Below are 17,845 nucleotides of genomic sequence, written 5' to 3' on the forward strand. Positions count from 1 at the left end.
AACCGGTCCAGCCCTCACAAGCGATCATCGCCGCACGCAACCCTGCAGCCTGGAGGCCTTGCCTGCAGCCAGGCACCGGGTCGGCGGGTAACGATTAGGCATCGTGCCGGAAATCAGTGCTTTACCGGTTCACGGATGGCTGACATAGTGCCGTCAGCCGCTGGGCCTGAGCCGTAACCCTTGGAAGGAGTTGGGCACATGAGGAAGAAGCCGCTGAGCGCCGCGCTGCTTGCCACCGCGATGCTGACCGTCGCGGGATGTGGCGGAGGAGGGGGCTCGACGGGGGAGGCCGCTACCGCGCCCTCCGACCCCGGAAAAGCGTCAGGCACCATCACCGTGCTGACCAACCGCACCGACCTGGTGCAGGACGGCACGATGAAGAAGTACGCCGCCGAGTTCAAGAAGACCCACCCCAAGGTGACGGTGAAGTTCCAGGGCATCACCGACTACGAGGGGGAGGTGAAGATCCGGATGAACACCGAGAACTACGGTGACGTCCTGCTGATCCCGTCGGTGATAGCCAAGGGCGACTACCCGAAGTTCTTCGCCCCGCTGGGCGACACCAAGGAGATGGCGCGGAGCTACCGCTTCACCGGCAAGACCGACGTCAAGGGGAAGACGTACGGCATCGCCAACTTCGGCACCGTCAACGGCCTGGTCTACAACAAGGCGGTGTGGAAGAAGGCGGGCATCACCGACTGGCCGACCACTCCGGCGCAGTTCCTCGACGACCTGAAGAAGGTCCGGGCGAAGACCGGGGCCACCCCGTACTACACCAACTTCAAGGACGGTTGGCCGCTGAGCAGCCCCTGGACCAACAGCATCGGCTCGGTCAGCTGCGACGCGAACGCCTCGGACGCGCTCGCGACCTCCGACAAGCCGTGGACCAAGGGCAGCGACCTGAACGTCCTGGACACCCTCCTTTACGACATCGTCCACGACAAGCTGTCCGAGAAGGACCCCACGACCACGAACTGGGAGACGTCCAAGACGGATCTGGCCAAGGGGGAGATCGGCAGCATGCTGCTCGGCTCCTGGGCCGTGAACCAGATGCGCGACGCCGCCAAGAAGGCGGGTCGGAACCCGGATGACATCGGCTTCATGCCCGTCCCGGTGCAGAAGGACGGCAAGTTCTGCGCGACGATGCTTTCCGACTACCAGCTGGCCGTGAACACGCACTCGAAGAACAAGAGCGCCGCCCGCGCCTGGATCGACTGGTTCACCGAGGAGTCCGGCTTCGCCGCCAAGGAAGGCGGAGTCTCCGCCCTGACCTCCATGGGCTACCCCGATGTCCTCAAACCTTACGAAGACAACGATGTCAAGCTCATCGAGCGGTCCGAGGCCAAGACCGAGCAGGTCAATGCCATCGACAACGCCTCCGAGATCGGCCTCGCCAAGCAGGACTACCGGCAGAAGCTGATCGACATCGCGCGCGGGGCTCAGAAGGGTTCCCTGGCGGACTACTTCGACGATCTCGACGAGCGCTGGGACGACGCGGCTTCCGCCGCGGGCCACTGACCCGGACACGAGCACGGGGCCCCGCACCGTCCGCGGGGCCGGGCCCCACTTCTGCATCACGCTCGACACGGATCACGAAAGGTCCCGTTCGACATGACCGACACCACGTCCAAAGCGCCGCCGACACCCGCACTCCGTGCCGCCCCCGTCAGCCGGCGCTCCCGCAGAGGCGGCCCGCCCACCCGTTCCTGGCGCGACCACCCGCTGCGCAGGATCACTCCGTGGCTGTTTCTGCTGGCACCGCTGGCGCTGCTGATCACGTTCACCTACGTGCCAGTGGGCAACATGATCTATTACAGCTTCACGGACTGGGACGGCGTCAGCCCCGACCGGAACGTCGTCGGGTTCGAGAACTACACCCAGCTCTTCACCCGGCCCGAGCTCTTCCGGGTGTTCTTCGTCAGCTTCTACTATCTGGCCGCGTCGGCCGTGCAGATCGTGATCGCGCTGTACTTCGCGACGATCCTCAGCTTCGACCTGCGCTTCCGCAACTTCTTCAAGGGGATCCTGTTCTTCCCCTACCTGATCAACGGCGTCGCCATCGGTTTCGTCTTCCTGTACTTCTTCCAGGACGGCGGCACGCTCGACTCGGTCCTGTCGTGGTTCGGGGTCGGCGGTGACCACGCCTGGCTCGGTGATCCGGAGTCGGCCAACACCTCACTGGCCGGGGTGTCGGTGTGGCGCTTCACGGGCTTGAACTTCGTCCTGTTCCTGGGTGCGATCCAGTCGATCCCCGGAGAGCTCTACGAGGCAGCCCAACTCGACGGGGCGAGCCGCTGGCAGCAGTTCCGGCACATCATCGCGCCCAGCATCCGACCCGTGCTGAGCCTCAGCGTCATCCTGGCGATCTCCGGCTCGCTCGCCGTCTTCGAGATCCCGTACATCATGACCGGCGGCGCGACCGGCACTTCGACCTTCGTCATCCAGACGGTCAAGCTCGCCTTCCAGTTCAACAAGACGGGCCTGGCCTCGGCCTGCGCCGTGGTGCTGCTCCTGATCATTCTGGTGATCACCTGGATCCAGCGCCGCCTTGTGCCCGACGACAAGGTGGACCTCGTATGACCACGCTCACCACTGACGACCGCCCGACGTCCCGCAGGCGGCGACCCCGCATCGGCACGGCCCTGACGTACCTCTCCCTGGTCGTCGCCTCGCTCGTGGTGCTGGTCCCTCTCGTCGTCATCTTCCTCACCTCCCTGAAATCCTCTCGGGAGGTGAGCGACGGCGGCGCGCTGAGCCTGCCCCATGACTGGCTGAACTTCTCGAACTACGTGACCGCGTTCAACGACGGCGAGATGCTGAGGGCTTTCGGGAACACCGCGTTCATCCTGCTGTTCTCCATCACCGGCACCGTGCTCATCGGCTCCATGACCGCGTACGCGATCGACCGCTTCGAGTTCCGGATGAAGAAGACGGTGATGGCTCTCTTCCTCATCGCCACGCTGGTCCCGGGTGTGACGACGCAGGTCGCCACCTTCCAAGTGGTCAACAGCTTCAGCCTGGTGGACAGCCGCTGGGCGCCGATTCTGCTCTACATGGGCACGGACATCGTGTCCATCTACATCTTCCTGCAGTTCATCCGCTCCATTCCGACCTCGCTCGACGAGGCGGCCCGGCTCGACGGCGCCAACACCTTCACGATCTACCGCAAGATCATCTTCCCGTTGCTCAAGCCGGCGGTCGCCACTGTCGTCATCGTCAAGGGCATCACGACGTACAACGACTTCTACATACCGTTCCTCTACATGCCGTCCGAGGACAAGGGGACCATCTCCACGGCCCTGTTCCGCTTCAAAGGGCCTTTCGGCGCGCACTGGGAAGCCATTTCGGCAGGGGCGATCCTCGTGATCCTGCCGACTCTGCTCATCTTCCTGTTCCTGCAGCGCTACATCTACAACGGCTTCGCGCAGGGGGCGACCAAGTAGTCTCACGGTGAGCTGCCCAGGGCCAGTGACTCGCCTGCGGCATCATCCGCTTTACGACTACTACGAACCCCATAGCGAGACCGTCAGTCAGCCAACCGCGAGGGGCAGCCGCCAGCCGCCCCTCGCGGCGTCGCTCGGTCACTACTTGGCTCACCAAGTGGGCCGGGGAACCCATCGCAGCCTCTTGGCTGTGAGCGGACGAGAGGCAATCCCTGCTGCGCAGCCTTGTACGGCGAGCGCCGCATCCGGCTGGAAAGGTTGTGCGGGCTCGCTATCGCCGCAAGATCAGCTGAGACCGCGATGGGCGGCCCACAACGCCCCGGCACGGCTGGCGGCATCGGAGACCAGGGCCGCCAGTTCGGGTCTATCGGGGACAGGGAACGAGACGTATGCGCCCCGACCGCCCCCAACTGGTCTGCCGTAGGCCTTTACGGCGAGGTGACCGTCCGGGAGAAGCCGGACGTTGAGTGTGGTCAGCGTGAACGCTTCACCGCGGCGAGTGTCTGTCCAGCGGAGCGCCTGCGGTATCACGACATTGATCGCCAGAGCGCTTACTTCCAAGTCGCTGCTCATCATGGACGGATGATCTCACGCACGTCGCCGCAGGCGGCCGCCACCGGCTCACGCGGCAGGCAGTTTGATCACGGCTCGATACGCGTGCCGGCCCTGCCCTGGGCTGCCTTCTTCAATTGCCGATCGGCGACGGTCACCGTTATCGAACGGACGGCAGGAACAAACCAGGCAAACAAACCGGTCAGCGACCTTTGCACTTCAGGGTGGCGTTCGGCGCCGCACCGTCGCTTGTATCGCTGTGTGAGGGCGTATGAACTTGATCCCTTTTCGTTCTGGCCGCTGGTCGGTGGTGCAGGGGCAGCTCAGGATGGAGGAATGAAGTCACGCGACACATCCTGCGGGGGGGGGGGGGGGAGTCGGACCAGGTAGCGCAGTCGGTCGCCGCCTACAGCGGCCACGCCGACGATTACGCGGCTGAGCATGGTCCGAAGATGGCGGATCGTGTTGAGCGGTTCGCGGGCTCCTTGCCCGTGCCGTCGCTGATCCTTGACGCAGGGTGTGGTCCGGGCCGTGACCTTGCGAGGTTCCAGAAGCACGGGCATGTGGTGCGTGGTGTCGACCTCAACCCGCTGTTTGTAGCGATGGCCAACGCCCACGCGCCCACCTGGGAGTGTGACCTGCGCGAGGCCGGTTCGCGGTTCCCGGCCGGGACGTTCGATGGGATCTGGGCCTCTGCTTCGCTCGTCCACCTCGGCGTGGAGGATGCGGTGGACGTGCTGGGGCAGTTCGCCGGACTGCTGCGGCCCGGGGGCCGGATTTACGTGTGTCTGAGCGCCACCGGCCGCACAGGCTGGCTCGATGAACCGGGCGGCCGACGGTGGTACACGGTGTGGGATCCAGATGAGTTCGCCGCCGCGGTGGCCAGGGCGGGCTTCGCGGTCGACGGGGTCGACCGAGGTCCGTACGTAGAGGTCTGGGCGACCCGCGGCGGGTGACTTCCGAGTCGAGGCGGCGTTCTGGAGGTCGGCATGCATCGAGGGGAAGCACCGTCCGGACAGGGGCATCCCGACTGCCTATGAAGCCGTTGATGATCTCGGGACGGTACTGGAGGCGTTTCAGCCGGTTGCCGACACGTTATTGATCACCGCCGACCGTGTCATCGCAGGCACAGTAACGGAGTCCTAAGGTGTCTGGTAATTGATCTCGTGGCCGGTCGCGGCGAGCTGACGGATGCGGTGGGGGAGCGGACCTTAGCGCGCCGACCGCACCAGCCCGCGGAACGGGCTGAACCATGGGCCTACACCGCCGGGTTCGTCCTGGAACCCGGCAAGCACGAGGAGCTGCCGTCCGGCCTCACCGATGTAGAAATACTCCGCCACTGCGGACGGGGACGTCAGGGCGGCGGGGGCGCGCTCGGTCAACTCATCGGCGAGCGATCGGGCCATCGCATCGTCCTCGGTGTCGTGCCACGTCGCGGTTAAGTAGCGGGCGGCCCCGTCGTGCCGCCCCGCGAAGCGGTAGGGCACATAACGCCCTGGCGGATCGGCCGAGTACAGCGCTTGGATGGCACTGCCGAGAGTCTGCTGGTTGCGAGGATCGGCGGCGAAGGTCCGGTGCGCTTCGGGACTTGTCCATTGGGCGAAGTTGAGGATGGTCCGGCCGTCGGACCCCGCCAGACAGTGCCGCGCGAGGTACGCGGCTGGCAGCCGGGCCTTCTCCCAGGCGTCCATGACGCCGGACATGACCTTCTGCTGTTGTTCGAGCCCCCGGGTGCGCCACAGCGACGCCAGGATGAGGCCCGCGTCCGGACGGGCGGGGTCGGGCAGTGCGACCGGCCGGAGGCCGGCGACGATGGCAGTCATGGCGCCAGCCTCCAACCTCAACCGCGAGTGAGGTCAAGTTCCGTGATCGACCAAGGTCGACGACCCGGACATGAAGAAGCGGCCCTCTTGGCTACTTCGAGGTCGGGGACCAGGCGACAGTTACCGTCTGAACCTCGCTCCCAGGGGCTGTGCGACACGTGATGGTCACGGGCCCCGCCGGGCAGGTGCTGGCAGGGTCACCGGGCCCGCGTCCGTATCGCCGGCTCGTGTTGTTCCTTGGCCGCTTTATTCTGGGCAGTACCGCGCGCCTGCTGAGCAGCGTCTTGCGGTAGACAAAGAGCCTATCAATGGGCCAAGGAGCAACATGCCGGCAAGAGCCATGACTTCGTGGCAGGTCATGGCTGTCTCTCGGAGAGAACTTGGCTCGGTGGGAACCTTCGGCCGGGTGCCGGACACGGATAGGGCATGGAACTGAACGACGCTGGTCCTGCCATGCCGGTCGGCGGGATATCTGACCGGGAGCTGTGGGCGAGGGCCGTCGACGGCGATCGCGAGGCGTTCGGCCGGATCTTCGACCGTCATGGGAAGGCCGTCTATAACCATCTGTTCCGGCGGACGGCCGACTGGTCCGAGGCCGAGGACATCACGTCGGCCGTGTTCTTGCATGCCTGGCGACGGCGATCGGAGACGGTACTCGACCGCGACTCGGCTCTGCCGTGGCTGCTGGGCATCGCCAATGGCCAGTTGTCGAACACCAGGCGGCGGCTGAGACGGGTCGAGGCGTTGCTGCACCGGCTTGTCTCGCATGACGAGTCGGTGGGCGACCACGCGGACAGCGTCGCCGTCCAGATCGATGACGAGCGCCGTATGTCGGAGATCCACCGGGCGCTGGCCCGGTTGCCGCGTCACGAACGCGAGGTCCTTGAGCTCTGCGTCTGGTCGGGCCTTGACCAGCAGGCAGCCGCGGCAGTGCTGAAGGTGGCAGTCGGGACCGTGAAGTCCCGACTGCACCGGGCGCGGCAGAGGTTGGGCGCCGACCTTGGCGGAGCCACGGTTCCAGCGCCGTTCAGTTCGAGGAATCCCGCTACCACGAAGGAGATCGCACGATGAATGACTCGCAGGGCATTCCGGCGGCTCCTTCCGATCGTGATCTGCCGAACCACCGGCGGACCCGAGAGGAACTTCTGATGAAGATCGGTCCACAGGACAACGCGGCTTCACTGCGACGCAGATGGGGCGTACCACTCAGCGTCGCCACCGGTGTGACGGCGTTGAGCGTCGCGGGGGTGGTCGTCCTCGGCGGGACAGGGGACGCCGAACCGAGTGCCGCCGACCCCGCGCACAGCGGCGGAAGCCAGGGGAGCTCCACTCCGAGGCCGAGTCCGAGCGCATCACACGGTGCCACGTCGGGGGAAGACGGTTCGGCGCCGTCTTCGCCCCGCGGGACGTCGCCCGAGGCCGCCTTCACCATCACCGACGCGAGGACGACCCCGATCGAAGCCGAGACCGTTACCAGGATCCTTTCCTCCTGCCTGGGGCCGGACGCGTCGCAGTACCACGCCGTGATCGCGGTCCGCACGCCCACTGCCTCACGGGACTGGGACGGCGTGGTCGTCGCCGTCAACTCCGCCGACCAGTACGTGCAGTGCCAGTCGAAGGGAGACAAGGGCACCAGCCAGGACTCCCCGCCGACGTTCATCAACGACCGTTTGTGGGGGACCGGTCGTGTGGTCGAGTATTTCAACTCCATGCTCGAGCCCGTCGGCACGGGGAAGTACCTCATGCTGGGCGCCGGGCACTACACGTCCGACGTCGCCAAGATCACCATCAGCTACGGCGACGACCCGAAGGAGTACCCGGCTCGCATGGCGGGCGGCGCGTTCGTCTATGGGGCTGCCCTCTCCCCGGACATGCCACCCGGCCCGCGCTACATGGGCCCGAGCCCCTACGTCCATGCCTACAACGCATCAGGCAAGGAGATCTACAACCAGGCCAAGGACCCGAAGTTCACCGCCGAGCAGTAGGCAGGACGCCTCTCGCGGACCTTGTGGCGAGCGACTGCCTGCCGCTCGTGGAGTTGCAACGCACCCAGCACAGCGTCAGGGGTCGTGTCGTGTCTCCCTGTCTCCTGTCGGGCCATTTGGTCGTTGCTGGTTCTAGCGCGGTGAGCTGCTCGTCACGTCGTCTGCGAACGTGTCCGTCCCGGCTGCGTACGCTGCGGTGAACCGCTGGGCGGCCTCACGCGGAGCGCCCTGCGCGGTGACCCCGCCACGCTCCCGGCCGCAGAACGGAACATCGCCCGTGCACTCTTCGGCGACGGCGCCGCGCATGACTCGATGCTTCCCGTCCAGTCCGAGCGCGGACAGGACGCCTTCGCGGAGTCGATCGTCGCCGACCTCAAGGACGCTGTGTCCCGCTATCCCAGGGACGCTCAGCTCGATCGTCTCGTGCGGGAACTGCGAGAAGTATCCGAGGTCTTCGCCCATCACTGGGCCACGCAGACGGCGGCCGCCCAGCACACGACGGACCGCAAGACGATCCGGCATCCGGAGGTCGGCGACATCCTGCTCGACTGCGACGTGCTCATCGTCCCCGGCGCGGACCTGCGCATGGTCACCTACACGGCAGCGAGCGGAAGCATCGAGGCAGGGAAACTGGAGCTTCTTCGCGTCACAGGCGGCCGTACTGCCACCGCGCTCCCTTGACCGGCGGTTGCTGGGTGGGGCTCGTCATGCCGTTTGGGCGAACTCCCCGCTGGCGCCGCTCCCTATCGGTCACGGCCCGAGCACGCACTCGACCTGCTTCTCCGCCCCGCCTGAGGACGCATCAGCCTTGGCCGCCGGGGTGCTTCGCTGGCGAGGTACAGACGACGAGTAGATGCACGCGTGCTTGCCGGTGGCTCCGCCGGGGTCCTTGGCGACCTGCTTGCCGTCGACGCGAGCTGGCCCTGCGCGTGGGACAGGGCGACCGGCTCGGTCCGCCTCGTGGGCCCGCAGACAGAGGCGGAGAAATCCGGTGTTCAGATCGCCTGCCGGCCCCGACGGCTCCTCGAACGCACCACAGTCGGCAATCGCGCCGCCCTCTCCAAGGACCGCTGCACCTGTACGTAGAGAGCCGAGAAGGGGTCGCGGTGATCGCAGCGCAGCGCAGCTCGTCGCGCAGGCGCTTCAGGGTGTGACGTGCCTGCCGTACGCACTCAAGGGCGGGGCCCTGACATGACGCGGCGGGTCGCGGGGCGGTGGCGGTGGCCGAACCGCCGATGGTAGAGACGAGGACGGCCGCCATGACGGCGGCGGAGAGGGCGCGGGACCCCGCGCGGCCGACTGGGCATGAGCCGCCTCCTGGCGGCATGGTGAACCGTCAGTTCCGCGTTCAAGCCCCGGTACCCCTCCGGGCGGAAGGGGCGTTTCGCCCGGCGACCGCCCGAAGGAGTTACCGATCGCAGTCGGTGCGGAGTGTCAGTCGCTGAAGGGGACGGCGTCGGCCGCGGCGGCCTGCCAGTTGGTGGAGACAGGCCGGTCGACCAGGGTGGACGAGGGGAGCTTCAGTGTGACGGACTCGCTCTCGTCACCGGCGACGGAGAGGAACAGCCGCTCGTACTCCGCGCCGTAGTTGCCGCTGGTCGTCTTGGGGTTGATGCCGGCGTAGGCGGCGGTGGAACCGGAGAGCTTGATGGTCTTGCCGACGCTCTGCTCGATGGGCTGGACCAGCGAGTCGGGCGAGGATCCGAAGGAGGCGGAGGGGATGCCGCCCTCCAGGTAGCAGGTGATGCCCGACTTGGCCTTGGCCGTGACGAGCAAGTAGCCGCCGGCCTGCGTCTTCTCGGTCAGCTTGAAGGTCAGGTCAGTGGTTCCGCAGACCTGCCCGACGTCAGGGGCCGTGCCCTGGCCGCCGGCCGCGAGAGCCGTACCGGTGGCGGTGGCGGTGAGGGCCGCCGCGGCGACGGCGGTCAGGACGAGGCGGGTGGATCGGGCGACGAGAGGCGAACGCATCAAGATCTCCATGGGTAAGGACAGCGTGACGTCCAGCGAGCCGCTGGCACCTCTCCAGCCTGTGCCGCCACTGTCCCGTCCACAACGGAAGACCGGCATGATGGGACGCTGGAACGCTGAAAGGGGCACTGACCAGCACCGATGCCGACGGTGTGGAACGGCCGGCTGGAACGGAGGAGCGCGCGACACCTTCGCCGGAGCCCGGGTTTCAGGCAACGCAGAGGCGCCGTACCCCGTCGACCACCTGCAGACCGTACGGAGTGAGGGCCTTGCCGTCGGCTGTCGTGAGTGACCGGGAGGCGGCCACCCAACCGAGGACACTGTTGGGCTGGACCACGGTGCCCGGCCGCGGCAGGCCCGCCACGACCACGTCGTCGGGGCCGCACTCCAGGAGGCCGGGACCGTCGTGCCGGCGTGTGAGGTTCGCGTGGTCGTCCAGCCGGTAGATGGCGCCGGCCGGCACGGTGTTCACTTCGACCGCGGGTCCCTTGTGCCGGATGATCAGGTGGGCGGCTTCCGCGGGGCGGTCGTCCGGGGTCGCGGGTACGTCCTGGCCGTGCTGGGCCAGGAGGTGGCGCAGCATCGTGGGGACGGAGCCGTCCGCCAGTTCGAGTTCGCCCAGGAGCCAGGTGGACCCCTGTAGGCGGCAGTTGATCTCCAGTACGGTCACGACACCCTCATGGACGACGAAGTCCGTCCCGAAGACCCCCCGGTAGCCCAGGCCGTGCAGACCCTGCCCGATCTTCCGCACGGTGTCGCGGCACTCGGTGAGCACGGCCTCCGGCAGCAGCCGTACGGCGTGGAAGTCGTTGCCGGCGTACTGCCCGAAGACCGCCCCGGCGTCGTCGATGTGGGTGATCTGCACGGAGGGCCGCAGGGTCTGCGGGGCGCCCGTGTTGGGCACGAAGCCGTGCACGTTTACGCCGATGTCACCCGCGTACTCGCTGACCAGCAGGCGTGGCAGCGCGGGGACGGCGCGGGCCGAGGCCTCGTCGGTGACCAGGTAGGTGCCGTCACCGGCCTTGCCGCGCGGGCGCTGCACGACGAACGTCGGGCCGAAGCGGGCCCGCAGCGAGGCGTAGTCGAGCGCGCCGCCGACCACGGTGCTCGCGGGCACGCGCAGACCGAGGTGGCGGAACCACCGGCGCATGGCGGTCTTGTCCGTCAGCTGCTCCGCGTCGGCTTCTTCGGGCAGGTGCAGGCGCATGCCGATGCCTTCCAGTGCCTGCTGCCACGGTGAAGGGCACCCCTCGAACGACGCCACCTCCAGCCGGCCGCCGTGCCGGTGCCCGACCGCGAAGTCCGACAGCAGCGGCAACAGGTCGGCCACGCGCCCCACGGGGGTTCGGGCGCCCGAGGGCTCCCGGGCCCGTCTGTGGTGCTCCAGCGAGAACATCTCCACGCCGAAGCGCTCGGCCCAGCCGACGTCCCCCGCCTCGTCGGTGATGAGTGCCGACAGACAGCCCGCCCGGAGCAGGGGCAGGAGGTAGAGGGGGCGGGGGCCGAATCCGAGAAAGGCCGCGGTGTGCGGCAGCCTTCGGGCTTCCGCGATCACTTTGTTCGTCACGCAGGGTATGTATGGCCGCGCTCCGGTGCTTTGAGCGGGCCCGTCCGGGTGAACTCGGCGCCGGTCCCCGCCCGGAGGCGCGCGCCCTGCCCCCGGCATCGGGAAGCTGGCTGAGCCGGGCCGGCCGTATGCGATCCGTCCGTGGTCGTGAGTGAGCACCGGGGACCGTGCGACGAGAGGGCGAACGGTGGGCCATCTGGTCTTCGTCGAATCAAGCGTTACGGGCCAGCAGGCCCTGGAGTACGCGGTCGAGCGCGGCCACACCGTCACGCTCCTGTGCTCGTCCCGCGTCCGCTACGACAACGCCACGCGCGCGGAGTCCGAGCGCGCCCGGTCCCTGGCCCACCGGGTCGTCGAGATCGACGACCTACGGGACACGGCGGCCGCGCTAGGCGCCGTGCGGTCGGCCGCGGCTGCCGGCGGTGCGGTGGACGGGGTGCTCAGCACGATCCATGAACTCGCCCTGCCCGCGGCGCGGCTCGCCCGCCTCACCGGCGCGAGGGGAACGTCCGTGGAGGCCGTGTCGGTCGCCCGCGACAAGGCGGCCTGCCGTCGAACGCTGGACGCGCACGGTCTGCCCAACGTCGCGCACGCCCTGGCCGCCACGGCGGGCGAGGCCTTGGCGGCGGCCGCGTCCATCGGCTACCCGGTCATCGTCAAGCCCGTGCGGGGCGTCGCCAAGGCCGTCACCACGCTCGCTCGCACGCCCCACGACGTCGAGACGCACTTCGCGCACGCCGCCGCCCGGCACGCGGCGGTCGCACCCTGCCTGGCGCGGGAACTCGACGGCCGTTTCCTCGTCGAAGAGGTGGCCGTCGGGCCGCTCTACTCGGTAGAGGTGGCCGCCGACGGCACCACCTGCACGGCCCTGGCGGCCGTGCGCCGCAAGACCGGCGCGGACAACCCCCTCCTCGAACTCGGCTCCACCATCCCCTGCGGCCTGCCCGCACCGGCCGAACGCGAACTGATGGACTACGCGGTCCGCGTCTGCCGCGCGATCGGCATGGACCTCGGCCTCTTCCACGTCGAAGTCATCGGCACCGCGGCCGGATGCAGGCTGGTCGAGGTCAACCCGCGGATCGCGGGCGGCGCCGTCCCGGACCTCATCCGCGCGGCGACCGGACGCAGCCTGTTCCATGTGCTCATCGACCTGTACGACGGCGCCCGCGTACCGCGGGAGCCCTTCCGCGTCCGCACCGCCGCCAGCCACACCTTCCTGACCGCCGCCGAGGACTGCCGGGTCCGCGACGACCTGCCGGAGAACTGGCTGGAGTCCTTCCGTCACCGGCTCCATTCCGGTCACACCAGCATCGCCCCGGGCACCCGGCTGCGCGGCATGAACGGTAACGGAGCCACCTACGGGGTCGTCCGCCTCACCGCGGAGACCGCGTCCCGGGCGGAGGCCGCGTCCGCGGCGCTGCACGCCGACATCGAGCGGCTGCTCGGCATCCGCATGCCCGCCGTCGCCCCCGGCTTGGCGGAGGAAGGCTAGCTGGCCCAGGCGACAGCTGCCGCTGCTTCACAAGCGGTCGACTTCCGCCATCGACCGTTCCCGCGCCCCCGCCTCCCCTTGCCTCCGCCTTGGAGTTACGTGTGCGGGTGGGGCCGGGCGGCGGCGGGGCGGAGCATTTGCCCGGCTGCCAGTTCGCGATAGGTCGGATTGTTGGTGAGCAGGTCCTCGTGGCCTGCGCCGGCGGTGGCGCGGCCGTGGTCCAGTACGACGATCTGGTCGGCGTGCTGGACGGTGGAGAGCCGGTGTGCGATCACCAGCAGGGCGCATTCCTGCGCGACGTCCTTCATCACTGTGGTGAGCGCGGTCTCGTTGATGGCGTCGAGGTGGGAGGTGGGCTCGTCGAGCAGGAGGAGTCGGGGACGGGCGAGCAGAGCACGGGCAAGTGCGATGCGCTGGCGCTCGCCTCCCGAGAGGGTGTTGCCGCGGTCGCTGAGCATGCCGGACAGGCCGCCCCGCAGCCGTCGTACGACGTCGTCGAGCTGGGCGAGTTCGATGACGCGCCGCACTTCGGCCTCGGTGGCGGCCGGCACGGCGTAGGTGATGTTGTCGCGCAGGGTGCCGTGGACGACATGGGTGTTCTGATCGACGACGGCGATCCGCTCGCGGCATTCCGCGCGGGTCAGTTCAGTGGCGGGCCGCCCGTCGAAGAGGAGGACCCCGGAGTCCGGTTCGTAGAACCTGGCCACCAGAGCGAAGATCGTGCTTTTTCCGGCACCCGACCGGCCGACCAGAGCCGTCTGACTTCGGTGGGGGACCGAGAAGGTGACGCCGCCCAGGACCGGGCGATCGGGTTCGTAGCCGAAGGTGAGGTCCCGCAGCGCGAGAGCGGGCTCCTCGTACGAAGCGGCTTGCCGAGCCGCCTCGCGAGGAGGCGTCCGTAGTGTCGGCCGCCCGGGGGGTGAGGGCTCCGCGGGCAGGTTCAGGGCCTGTTCGATGCGCTGGTAGGCGCCCATGCCGCGCTGGATCAGGCCCACCGCGCGGAAGACCGAGGACAGCGGCAGGACGAGGTAGGAGGCGTACAGCAGGAAGGCGACGAGGTCACCGAGGGAGTTGGCGTGGCCGGTGACGCGCAAGCCGCCGATGACCAGGACGAGCAAGAAGGAACCCTGGACCGCGAGTTCGACCGCCGGGCTCATCACCGATGCGAGTTTCGCGGTCCGCACGCCCGCGTCGTGAGCGGATTCGATGCGTTCGCCGACGCGCTGTGCTTCGCGGTCCTCGGCCCTGTGGACGCGGACCATCGGCAGAGCGCCGAGCGCACGCTCGAGGTCGGCGGCGATCGCACCGACGGAGTTCTGCATGTGCTCGGAGGCGGCACGGATGCCCTTCAGCAGTGAGGCCACGACCGCGGCGGCGGTCGCCACGGTCAGGGCGACCAGGACAAGCAGCAGCGGATCGATCCACATCATCAGGGCAATCGCACCGGCCGCGACGAGGGCTCCCGTGACGAGGTCGACGAGAGCCTGGGAGACCACCTCCCTGAGCAAGGTGGTGTCGGCGGTCACGCGGGAGATCAGATCGCCGGTGCGGTGGCGGTCGTACTCCCGCATCTCCAGCCTCAGCAGTCGCGCGACCAAGCCGTGACGGAGCTGGCGTACGACTCTCTCGCCCATGCGTTCCAGGACGAAGCGGCCGACGGCGCCGGTGGCTGCCTCGACGACGAACAGCACGGCAAGGAGCAGCAGAAGCGGCCAGAATGCCCGCCCGTGGTCACCCGCGTCCACGATCTGCTTGGCGACGAGAGGCTGGGCGAGCCCGAGGACCGAGGCCACGAGAGTGAGCACGGTGGCCACGACGATGGAGGCCCGGTGCCCGGTGGTGAGCCGGTACATGGTGGCCACCGCGGCCCGTGTCGAGCGGTCCGGCGGCGCCTTCGCCTGCAGGTCGGTCATGGGTGGGGAGGCCGGTTCGTGTCCGTCGGCCCCACCGCGAGCAGCCGCGCGAAGTAGCCGTCGGGTGCGTCTTCGCCGATGGGCCGTCCCTCCGCCTCGATCCAGGCGTGCGCGTTGAAGGGGGGCACCACGCTTGCCCCGGTGCACCATGTGGGCCAACTGCCCGTCAGCCGGCACAGCAGGGCGGCGGCCAGCGAGCGGGGCAGGCAGCCTTTCGGACCGGCGCAGAGCAGGCTGACCGCGCACACCGCGTCCCGGGCGTTCTTCGCCTGCGCGGCGCTGGCCGGCGCGGCTCCGCGACGCACGACGCCGAGGACCACGCGGATCCGGCGCGGGGACAGCAACGAGAGGACGACGGCGGGAAGCAGCACGAGGCGGGCGGCCAACCGCCGGGTGAAGGGGACGCCGGTGGGCCGCACCAAGGCGCTCGGTGTCGTCATGAGGCCAGCCCCGACTCCCGCAACTCCCGTACGAGAGCCATGACGTCCTGCTCCGCGCGGGCCCGGTCGATGTCGAACTCCGTGACGAGCGCTTCGACGGCCGCCGCTTCCTCGCCGCCGTCGAGGAGGGTCTTCACCACCAGGGTGCCGGTGGGGTTGAGCTCCCAGTAGTCGCCGCTGCGCTGGTCCAGGAGAACTGTTCCGTAATCGGTCTCCGCGGTGGAGACATCGGGGCCGAACCGCAGTGCCATGGTGGGTGACTGCCTTTCTCCGGTGGCGGATCTAGCGGGTGCGGGTGGGGGAGAGGCCTCGCAGCCACACTTCGGCGGCGATGGTGGAGTAGAGGATCGCGTCGCGCAGCCCGGGAGCGGAGGGGCGCTGCGCGAGGCGACGCAGCGCGTGGCCGTCGACCAGGCCGAGCTGCTCCAGCCTGGAGTTCTCCCACAGGGACAACAGGTCGGCGCGGTGCCGACGCAGCCCGTCGGCGGCGTCCATGGCGGCTGCGGCCTTGGTGGTGCGCCGCAGACATGTCTCGGGCACGATGCCGCGCATCGCGGTGGTGAGGACGGGCTTGTACGCCCAGGGCGTGACGCGTTCGTCCGGCCGGATGGCGAGGCAGGTCTCGATGACGCGGTCATCGAGGAACGGCGAGGCCATGGGTACGCCGGCGCGGGAGGCCATGCGGTCCCACTGGCGGATGATGCGCGTGCACGAGCGGATCGCCTCCAGGTCGGCGTGCAGGCCACGGTCCGGGTGCAGCGGCGTGACCGTCGCGGCCGCCTCTCTCAGGGCTCGCTGCGCCAGCCGTTCCGCGTCGGGCGTCACCCAGTCGAAGAGGCGGGGCGGCATGCCCCAGCCGAGACTGGTGGCGACCGTGGCAGGGGCGGGGTCGCGCAGCCGACCGCTGGAATCGGCGAGCCACCTCCCGTACGGCCGTGAGTCGGCCAGCGCGCGGACAGTGGCGCCGAGCGGCCACTGCCACAGCGCCCGCAAGCCGCGCAACTGCCGCAGCGCGAACAGCGGACGTGTGCGCGCCAGCCGGTGGTAGTACGCCTCGGAGCACCACGCCACATGGTCGCCCCCGATGCCCGTCAGGTGCAGCCTGCTGCCCCGCTCCGCCATGCCGGGCAGATGATGGAGTACCCGCGAACGGTCCATGACACCGATGGTGGGCTCGTCGAGCAGGTCGTCGATGCTGAGGAGATCGTCGTAGACCAGCGGCGAGGCGTCCGCGTCCCAGACCACATGCTCGACGTCCGGCAGGTGCTTCGTCGCCTGCTCGGCCCAGTACAGATCGGTGTCGGCGGGATCGCGCCCCGGCCAGGTGCTGGCCACCACCTTGGCGCGGGACCGGTCGGCCAGGAAGCAGATGGAGGTGGAGTCCAGGCCGCCGGACAGGTCGCAGCTCACCACGCCGCCTCGGCGGGTGCGGGCGTCGACGGCCGCGGTGAGGGCCTCGCGGACCAGCGGTGCGCCGTCGGCGAGCGTACGGACCGGCTCCGGCGGGGCCCACCATCGCGCGTGGCGTACGGTCCGACCGTCCGCGGCGACGATCAGCGCGTCCTGTGGCGGGACAGCGGTGACGCCACGCCAGACAGACGTTTCGAACAGCGGATACGGAACCGGCCATAGCAGTCCTACCGCCAACTGCTGTTCGTCGGGCGCGGTGCCGAGCGCGTTCGCGAGCACGTCGGCGCGGGTGGCGGCCACCTGCACGCCGTCCACGGCAGCATGGAAGACCAGGCGCAGCCCGGACGCGGTGCCCTGCACCCTGAGTTGCCCATCGAGGGTGGCGACGAGGTGGAAGCTGCCGGGCAGGGAGTGGGCCAGTGCGTCAAGTTCGGCGAGGTGGCGCAGCCGTCCTGCGCGGCGCTCCAGTTCGGCGGCACTGATCGGGCAGCAGCCGATGACAGCGAGCGCCGCGCTGCCGGCAAACCCGGTGACGGCCTCCTGGTCGTCCCATTGCCCTACCAGCCATGGCCGGCCCGACGGGTGCTTGAGGATTCGTGTCCCGGGGTGGGCGAAGGAGCGGGCCACGGCGGCTGCGTCCTCACGGTCGTTGAAGACTGCGAAGTGTGCGTCGCCGGGGCCCGTCCCCGCACTTGCGTGCAGTTCAGTCATGACGTCAGGTCAGAAACCGTCGGTCTTCAGTTCTTGCTCAGGATGAGTCGGTCGTTCCCGGAACTCCGCAGCAGCCCGGTCTTCTTGCGGAACGTCCCGAGCCGGACCAGCGTCGGCGCTTCGTAAGCCTTCTTCATGAGCTCTCCTCAGGTAGAGGATTGACGGCCGCTTCCCTGGTCGACAGCGCACGGGGATCCCGGTCTGCTGCCGGCCGGCCCGAGGCTCATCTGGAGCCCGGGCGGGAATGCGGGCGCAGCACCTAGCTATGTGCATAACCGCACGGCAGGACAAGGACACCGAGGGAAAATTAGACAATATGGAAAGTTCAGCCGCAGTGGGTATTCACGGCACTACTTTCGGATTTAGTCTAAAACTGCATAATGTAAGGCTGCTCTGCGTGTAAGGGCGAAAAAACGTTCCGACCTGCGTATCGGCAGCCGTCTGCTGCTCCTGTCGCGAAGAGGGGGCAACGAGCCGGGTGGAGCCGCCGGGGCGTACTGGGTTCTTGCGCTCGCGCTTCGTCTCCCTGTCAGAATGGCCA

19 protein-coding genes are annotated in these 17,845 nt (G+C 68.6%); 9 read left to right on the forward strand and 10 right to left on the reverse strand.

Annotated features, from left to right (window positions below; translation table 11 throughout):
• The first annotated feature begins 198 nt into the window (after positions 1-198).
• The 3 genes from AB0I94_RS25465 (at position 199) to AB0I94_RS25475 (ending at position 3,443) form a co-directional block, all read left to right on the forward strand.
• Positions 199-1,518: an extracellular solute-binding protein gene (locus AB0I94_RS25465; protein ID WP_363311953.1), complete on the forward strand. Its 1,320-nt coding sequence runs from the start codon at positions 199-201 to the stop codon at positions 1,516-1,518.
• 93 nt (positions 1,519-1,611) lie between these two features.
• Entirely contained in the window at positions 1,612-2,580 is a 969-nt protein-coding gene (locus AB0I94_RS25470; protein WP_363311954.1) for a sugar ABC transporter permease, read from the forward strand.
• Positions 2,577-3,443: a carbohydrate ABC transporter permease gene (locus AB0I94_RS25475; protein ID WP_363311956.1), complete on the forward strand. Its 867-nt coding sequence runs from the start codon at positions 2,577-2,579 to the stop codon at positions 3,441-3,443. The genes AB0I94_RS25470 and AB0I94_RS25475 overlap by 4 nt, the downstream gene beginning before the upstream one ends.
• A 285-nt stretch (positions 3,444-3,728) precedes the next feature.
• Here AB0I94_RS25475 and AB0I94_RS25480 read toward each other — a convergent pair whose 3' ends face one another.
• Complete coding sequence (locus AB0I94_RS25480; RefSeq protein ID WP_363311985.1) at positions 3,729-4,016, reverse strand: hypothetical protein; 288 nt, start codon at positions 4,014-4,016, stop codon at positions 3,729-3,731.
• 431 nt (positions 4,017-4,447) lie between these two features.
• On the opposite strand from AB0I94_RS25480, the gene AB0I94_RS25485 reads away from it, so the two are divergent.
• Positions 4,448-4,951 carry a class I SAM-dependent methyltransferase gene (locus AB0I94_RS25485; RefSeq protein ID WP_363311957.1) on the forward strand — a complete coding sequence of 168 codons (504 nt, stop codon included), beginning with the start codon at positions 4,448-4,450 and terminating at the stop codon, positions 4,949-4,951.
• A gap of 255 nt (positions 4,952-5,206) precedes the next feature.
• Here the strand turns inward: AB0I94_RS25485 and AB0I94_RS25490 are convergent, their stop codons facing one another.
• Entirely contained in the window at positions 5,207-5,818 is a 612-nt protein-coding gene (locus AB0I94_RS25490) for a hypothetical protein (protein WP_363311958.1), read from the reverse strand.
• 426 nt (positions 5,819-6,244) lie between these two features.
• Between AB0I94_RS25490 and AB0I94_RS25495 the strand changes: the two genes are divergently transcribed.
• A complete protein-coding gene (locus tag AB0I94_RS25495) occupies positions 6,245-6,889 on the forward strand; it encodes an RNA polymerase sigma factor (protein ID WP_363311959.1) in 645 nt (214 codons plus the stop codon).
• Between the two features lie 77 nt (positions 6,890-6,966).
• Positions 6,967-7,803 carry a hypothetical protein gene (locus tag AB0I94_RS25500; protein ID WP_363311961.1) on the forward strand — a complete coding sequence of 279 codons (837 nt, stop codon included), beginning with the start codon at positions 6,967-6,969 and terminating at the stop codon, positions 7,801-7,803.
• A 132-nt stretch (positions 7,804-7,935) separates the two neighbouring features.
• Here AB0I94_RS25500 and AB0I94_RS25505 read toward each other — a convergent pair whose 3' ends face one another.
• Positions 7,936-8,109, reverse strand: a complete 174-nt coding sequence (locus AB0I94_RS25505; protein ID WP_363311962.1) for a hypothetical protein — start codon at positions 8,107-8,109, stop codon at positions 7,936-7,938.
• Here AB0I94_RS25505 and AB0I94_RS25510 point away from each other — a divergent pair.
• Together AB0I94_RS25510 and AB0I94_RS25515 are read left to right on the forward strand one after the other, a co-directional pair.
• Positions 8,074-8,484 (forward strand): hypothetical protein, encoded by a 411-nt coding sequence (locus AB0I94_RS25510; RefSeq protein WP_363311986.1) that lies wholly within the window; start codon positions 8,074-8,076, stop codon positions 8,482-8,484. The two genes, AB0I94_RS25505 and AB0I94_RS25510, sit on opposite strands and share 36 nt — an antisense overlap.
• A 180-nt stretch (positions 8,485-8,664) precedes the next feature.
• On the forward strand, positions 8,665-8,889 hold the full coding sequence (locus AB0I94_RS25515) for a hypothetical protein (RefSeq protein WP_363311963.1): 225 nt from the start codon (positions 8,665-8,667) through the stop codon (positions 8,887-8,889).
• A 348-nt stretch (positions 8,890-9,237) separates the two neighbouring features.
• Here the strand turns inward: AB0I94_RS25515 and AB0I94_RS25520 are convergent, their stop codons facing one another.
• Positions 9,238-9,771, reverse strand: a complete 534-nt coding sequence (locus tag AB0I94_RS25520; RefSeq protein ID WP_363311964.1) for a DUF4232 domain-containing protein — start codon at positions 9,769-9,771, stop codon at positions 9,238-9,240.
• 208 nt (positions 9,772-9,979) lie between these two features.
• Positions 9,980-11,338 carry an ATP-grasp domain-containing protein gene (locus tag AB0I94_RS25525; protein WP_363311965.1) on the reverse strand — a complete coding sequence of 453 codons (1,359 nt, stop codon included), beginning with the start codon at positions 11,336-11,338 and terminating at the stop codon, positions 9,980-9,982.
• Positions 11,339-11,525: 187 nt separating this feature from the next.
• Between AB0I94_RS25525 and AB0I94_RS25530 the strand changes: the two genes are divergently transcribed.
• Positions 11,526-12,830, forward strand: coding sequence for an ATP-grasp domain-containing protein (locus tag AB0I94_RS25530; protein ID WP_363311966.1), 1,305 nt, complete (start codon positions 11,526-11,528; stop codon positions 12,828-12,830).
• Positions 12,831-12,925: 95 nt separating this feature from the next.
• Here AB0I94_RS25530 and AB0I94_RS25535 read toward each other — a convergent pair whose 3' ends face one another.
• Genes AB0I94_RS25535 through AB0I94_RS25555 form a run of 5 tightly spaced genes read right to left on the reverse strand, consistent with a single transcriptional unit; the run spans position 12,926 to position 17,441 of the window.
• Positions 12,926-14,743 carry an ABC transporter ATP-binding protein gene (locus AB0I94_RS25535; protein ID WP_363311967.1) on the reverse strand — a complete coding sequence of 606 codons (1,818 nt, stop codon included), beginning with the start codon at positions 14,741-14,743 and terminating at the stop codon, positions 12,926-12,928.
• Positions 14,740-15,183: a lasso peptide biosynthesis B2 protein gene (locus tag AB0I94_RS25540; protein ID WP_363311968.1), complete on the reverse strand. Its 444-nt coding sequence runs from the start codon at positions 15,181-15,183 to the stop codon at positions 14,740-14,742. The genes AB0I94_RS25535 and AB0I94_RS25540 overlap by 4 nt, the downstream gene beginning before the upstream one ends.
• Complete coding sequence (locus AB0I94_RS25545) at positions 15,180-15,434, reverse strand: lasso peptide biosynthesis PqqD family chaperone (protein ID WP_363311969.1); 255 nt, start codon at positions 15,432-15,434, stop codon at positions 15,180-15,182. Before AB0I94_RS25545 ends, AB0I94_RS25540 begins: the two co-directional genes overlap by 4 nt.
• Before the next feature lie 31 nt (positions 15,435-15,465).
• The gene (locus AB0I94_RS25550; RefSeq protein ID WP_363311970.1) at positions 15,466-17,304 is read right to left on the reverse strand and encodes a lasso peptide isopeptide bond-forming cyclase; all 1,839 of its coding nucleotides are present in this window, start codon (positions 17,302-17,304) and stop codon (positions 15,466-15,468) included.
• A 26-nt stretch (positions 17,305-17,330) separates the two neighbouring features.
• Positions 17,331-17,441 (reverse strand): keywimysin-related RiPP, encoded by a 111-nt coding sequence (locus AB0I94_RS25555; RefSeq protein WP_363311971.1) that lies wholly within the window; start codon positions 17,439-17,441, stop codon positions 17,331-17,333.
• Positions 17,442-17,845: the final 404 nt, after the last annotated feature.

Origin of the sequence: Streptomyces sp. NPDC050147 (assembly GCF_040660195.1) — a bacterium.
Taxonomy (GTDB): Bacteria; Actinomycetota; Actinomycetes; order Streptomycetales; family Streptomycetaceae; genus Streptomyces.

What these genes read in the sequence shown, in the direction of transcription:
- AB0I94_RS25465 (WP_363311953.1), top strand. Translation starts at nt 199, where the DNA reads ATGAGGAAGAAGCCGCTGAGCGCCGCGCTGCTTGCCACCGCGATGCTG.
- AB0I94_RS25470 (WP_363311954.1), top strand. Translation starts at nt 1,612, where the DNA reads ATGACCGACACCACGTCCAAAGCGCCGCCGACACCCGCACTCCGTGCC.
- AB0I94_RS25475 (WP_363311956.1), top strand. Translation starts at nt 2,577, where the DNA reads ATGACCACGCTCACCACTGACGACCGCCCGACGTCCCGCAGGCGGCGA.
- AB0I94_RS25480 (WP_363311985.1), bottom strand. Translation starts at nt 4,016, where the DNA reads ATGAGCAGCGACTTGGAAGTAAGCGCTCTGGCGATCAATGTCGTGATA.
- AB0I94_RS25485 (WP_363311957.1), top strand. Translation starts at nt 4,448, where the DNA reads ATGGCGGATCGTGTTGAGCGGTTCGCGGGCTCCTTGCCCGTGCCGTCG.
- AB0I94_RS25490 (WP_363311958.1), bottom strand. Translation starts at nt 5,818, where the DNA reads ATGACTGCCATCGTCGCCGGCCTCCGGCCGGTCGCACTGCCCGACCCC.
- AB0I94_RS25495 (WP_363311959.1), top strand. Translation starts at nt 6,245, where the DNA reads ATGGAACTGAACGACGCTGGTCCTGCCATGCCGGTCGGCGGGATATCT.
- AB0I94_RS25500 (WP_363311961.1), top strand. Translation starts at nt 6,967, where the DNA reads ATGAAGATCGGTCCACAGGACAACGCGGCTTCACTGCGACGCAGATGG.
- AB0I94_RS25505 (WP_363311962.1), bottom strand. Translation starts at nt 8,109, where the DNA reads ATGCGCGGCGCCGTCGCCGAAGAGTGCACGGGCGATGTTCCGTTCTGC.
- AB0I94_RS25520 (WP_363311964.1), bottom strand. Translation starts at nt 9,771, where the DNA reads ATGCGTTCGCCTCTCGTCGCCCGATCCACCCGCCTCGTCCTGACCGCC.
- AB0I94_RS25535 (WP_363311967.1), bottom strand. Translation starts at nt 14,743, where the DNA reads ATGACCGACCTGCAGGCGAAGGCGCCGCCGGACCGCTCGACACGGGCC.
- AB0I94_RS25540 (WP_363311968.1), bottom strand. Translation starts at nt 15,183, where the DNA reads ATGACGACACCGAGCGCCTTGGTGCGGCCCACCGGCGTCCCCTTCACC.
- AB0I94_RS25545 (WP_363311969.1), bottom strand. Translation starts at nt 15,434, where the DNA reads ATGGCACTGCGGTTCGGCCCCGATGTCTCCACCGCGGAGACCGATTAC.
- AB0I94_RS25550 (WP_363311970.1), bottom strand. Translation starts at nt 17,304, where the DNA reads ATGACTGAACTGCACGCAAGTGCGGGGACGGGCCCCGGCGACGCACAC.
- AB0I94_RS25555 (WP_363311971.1), bottom strand. Translation starts at nt 17,441, where the DNA reads ATGAAGAAGGCTTACGAAGCGCCGACGCTGGTCCGGCTCGGGACGTTC.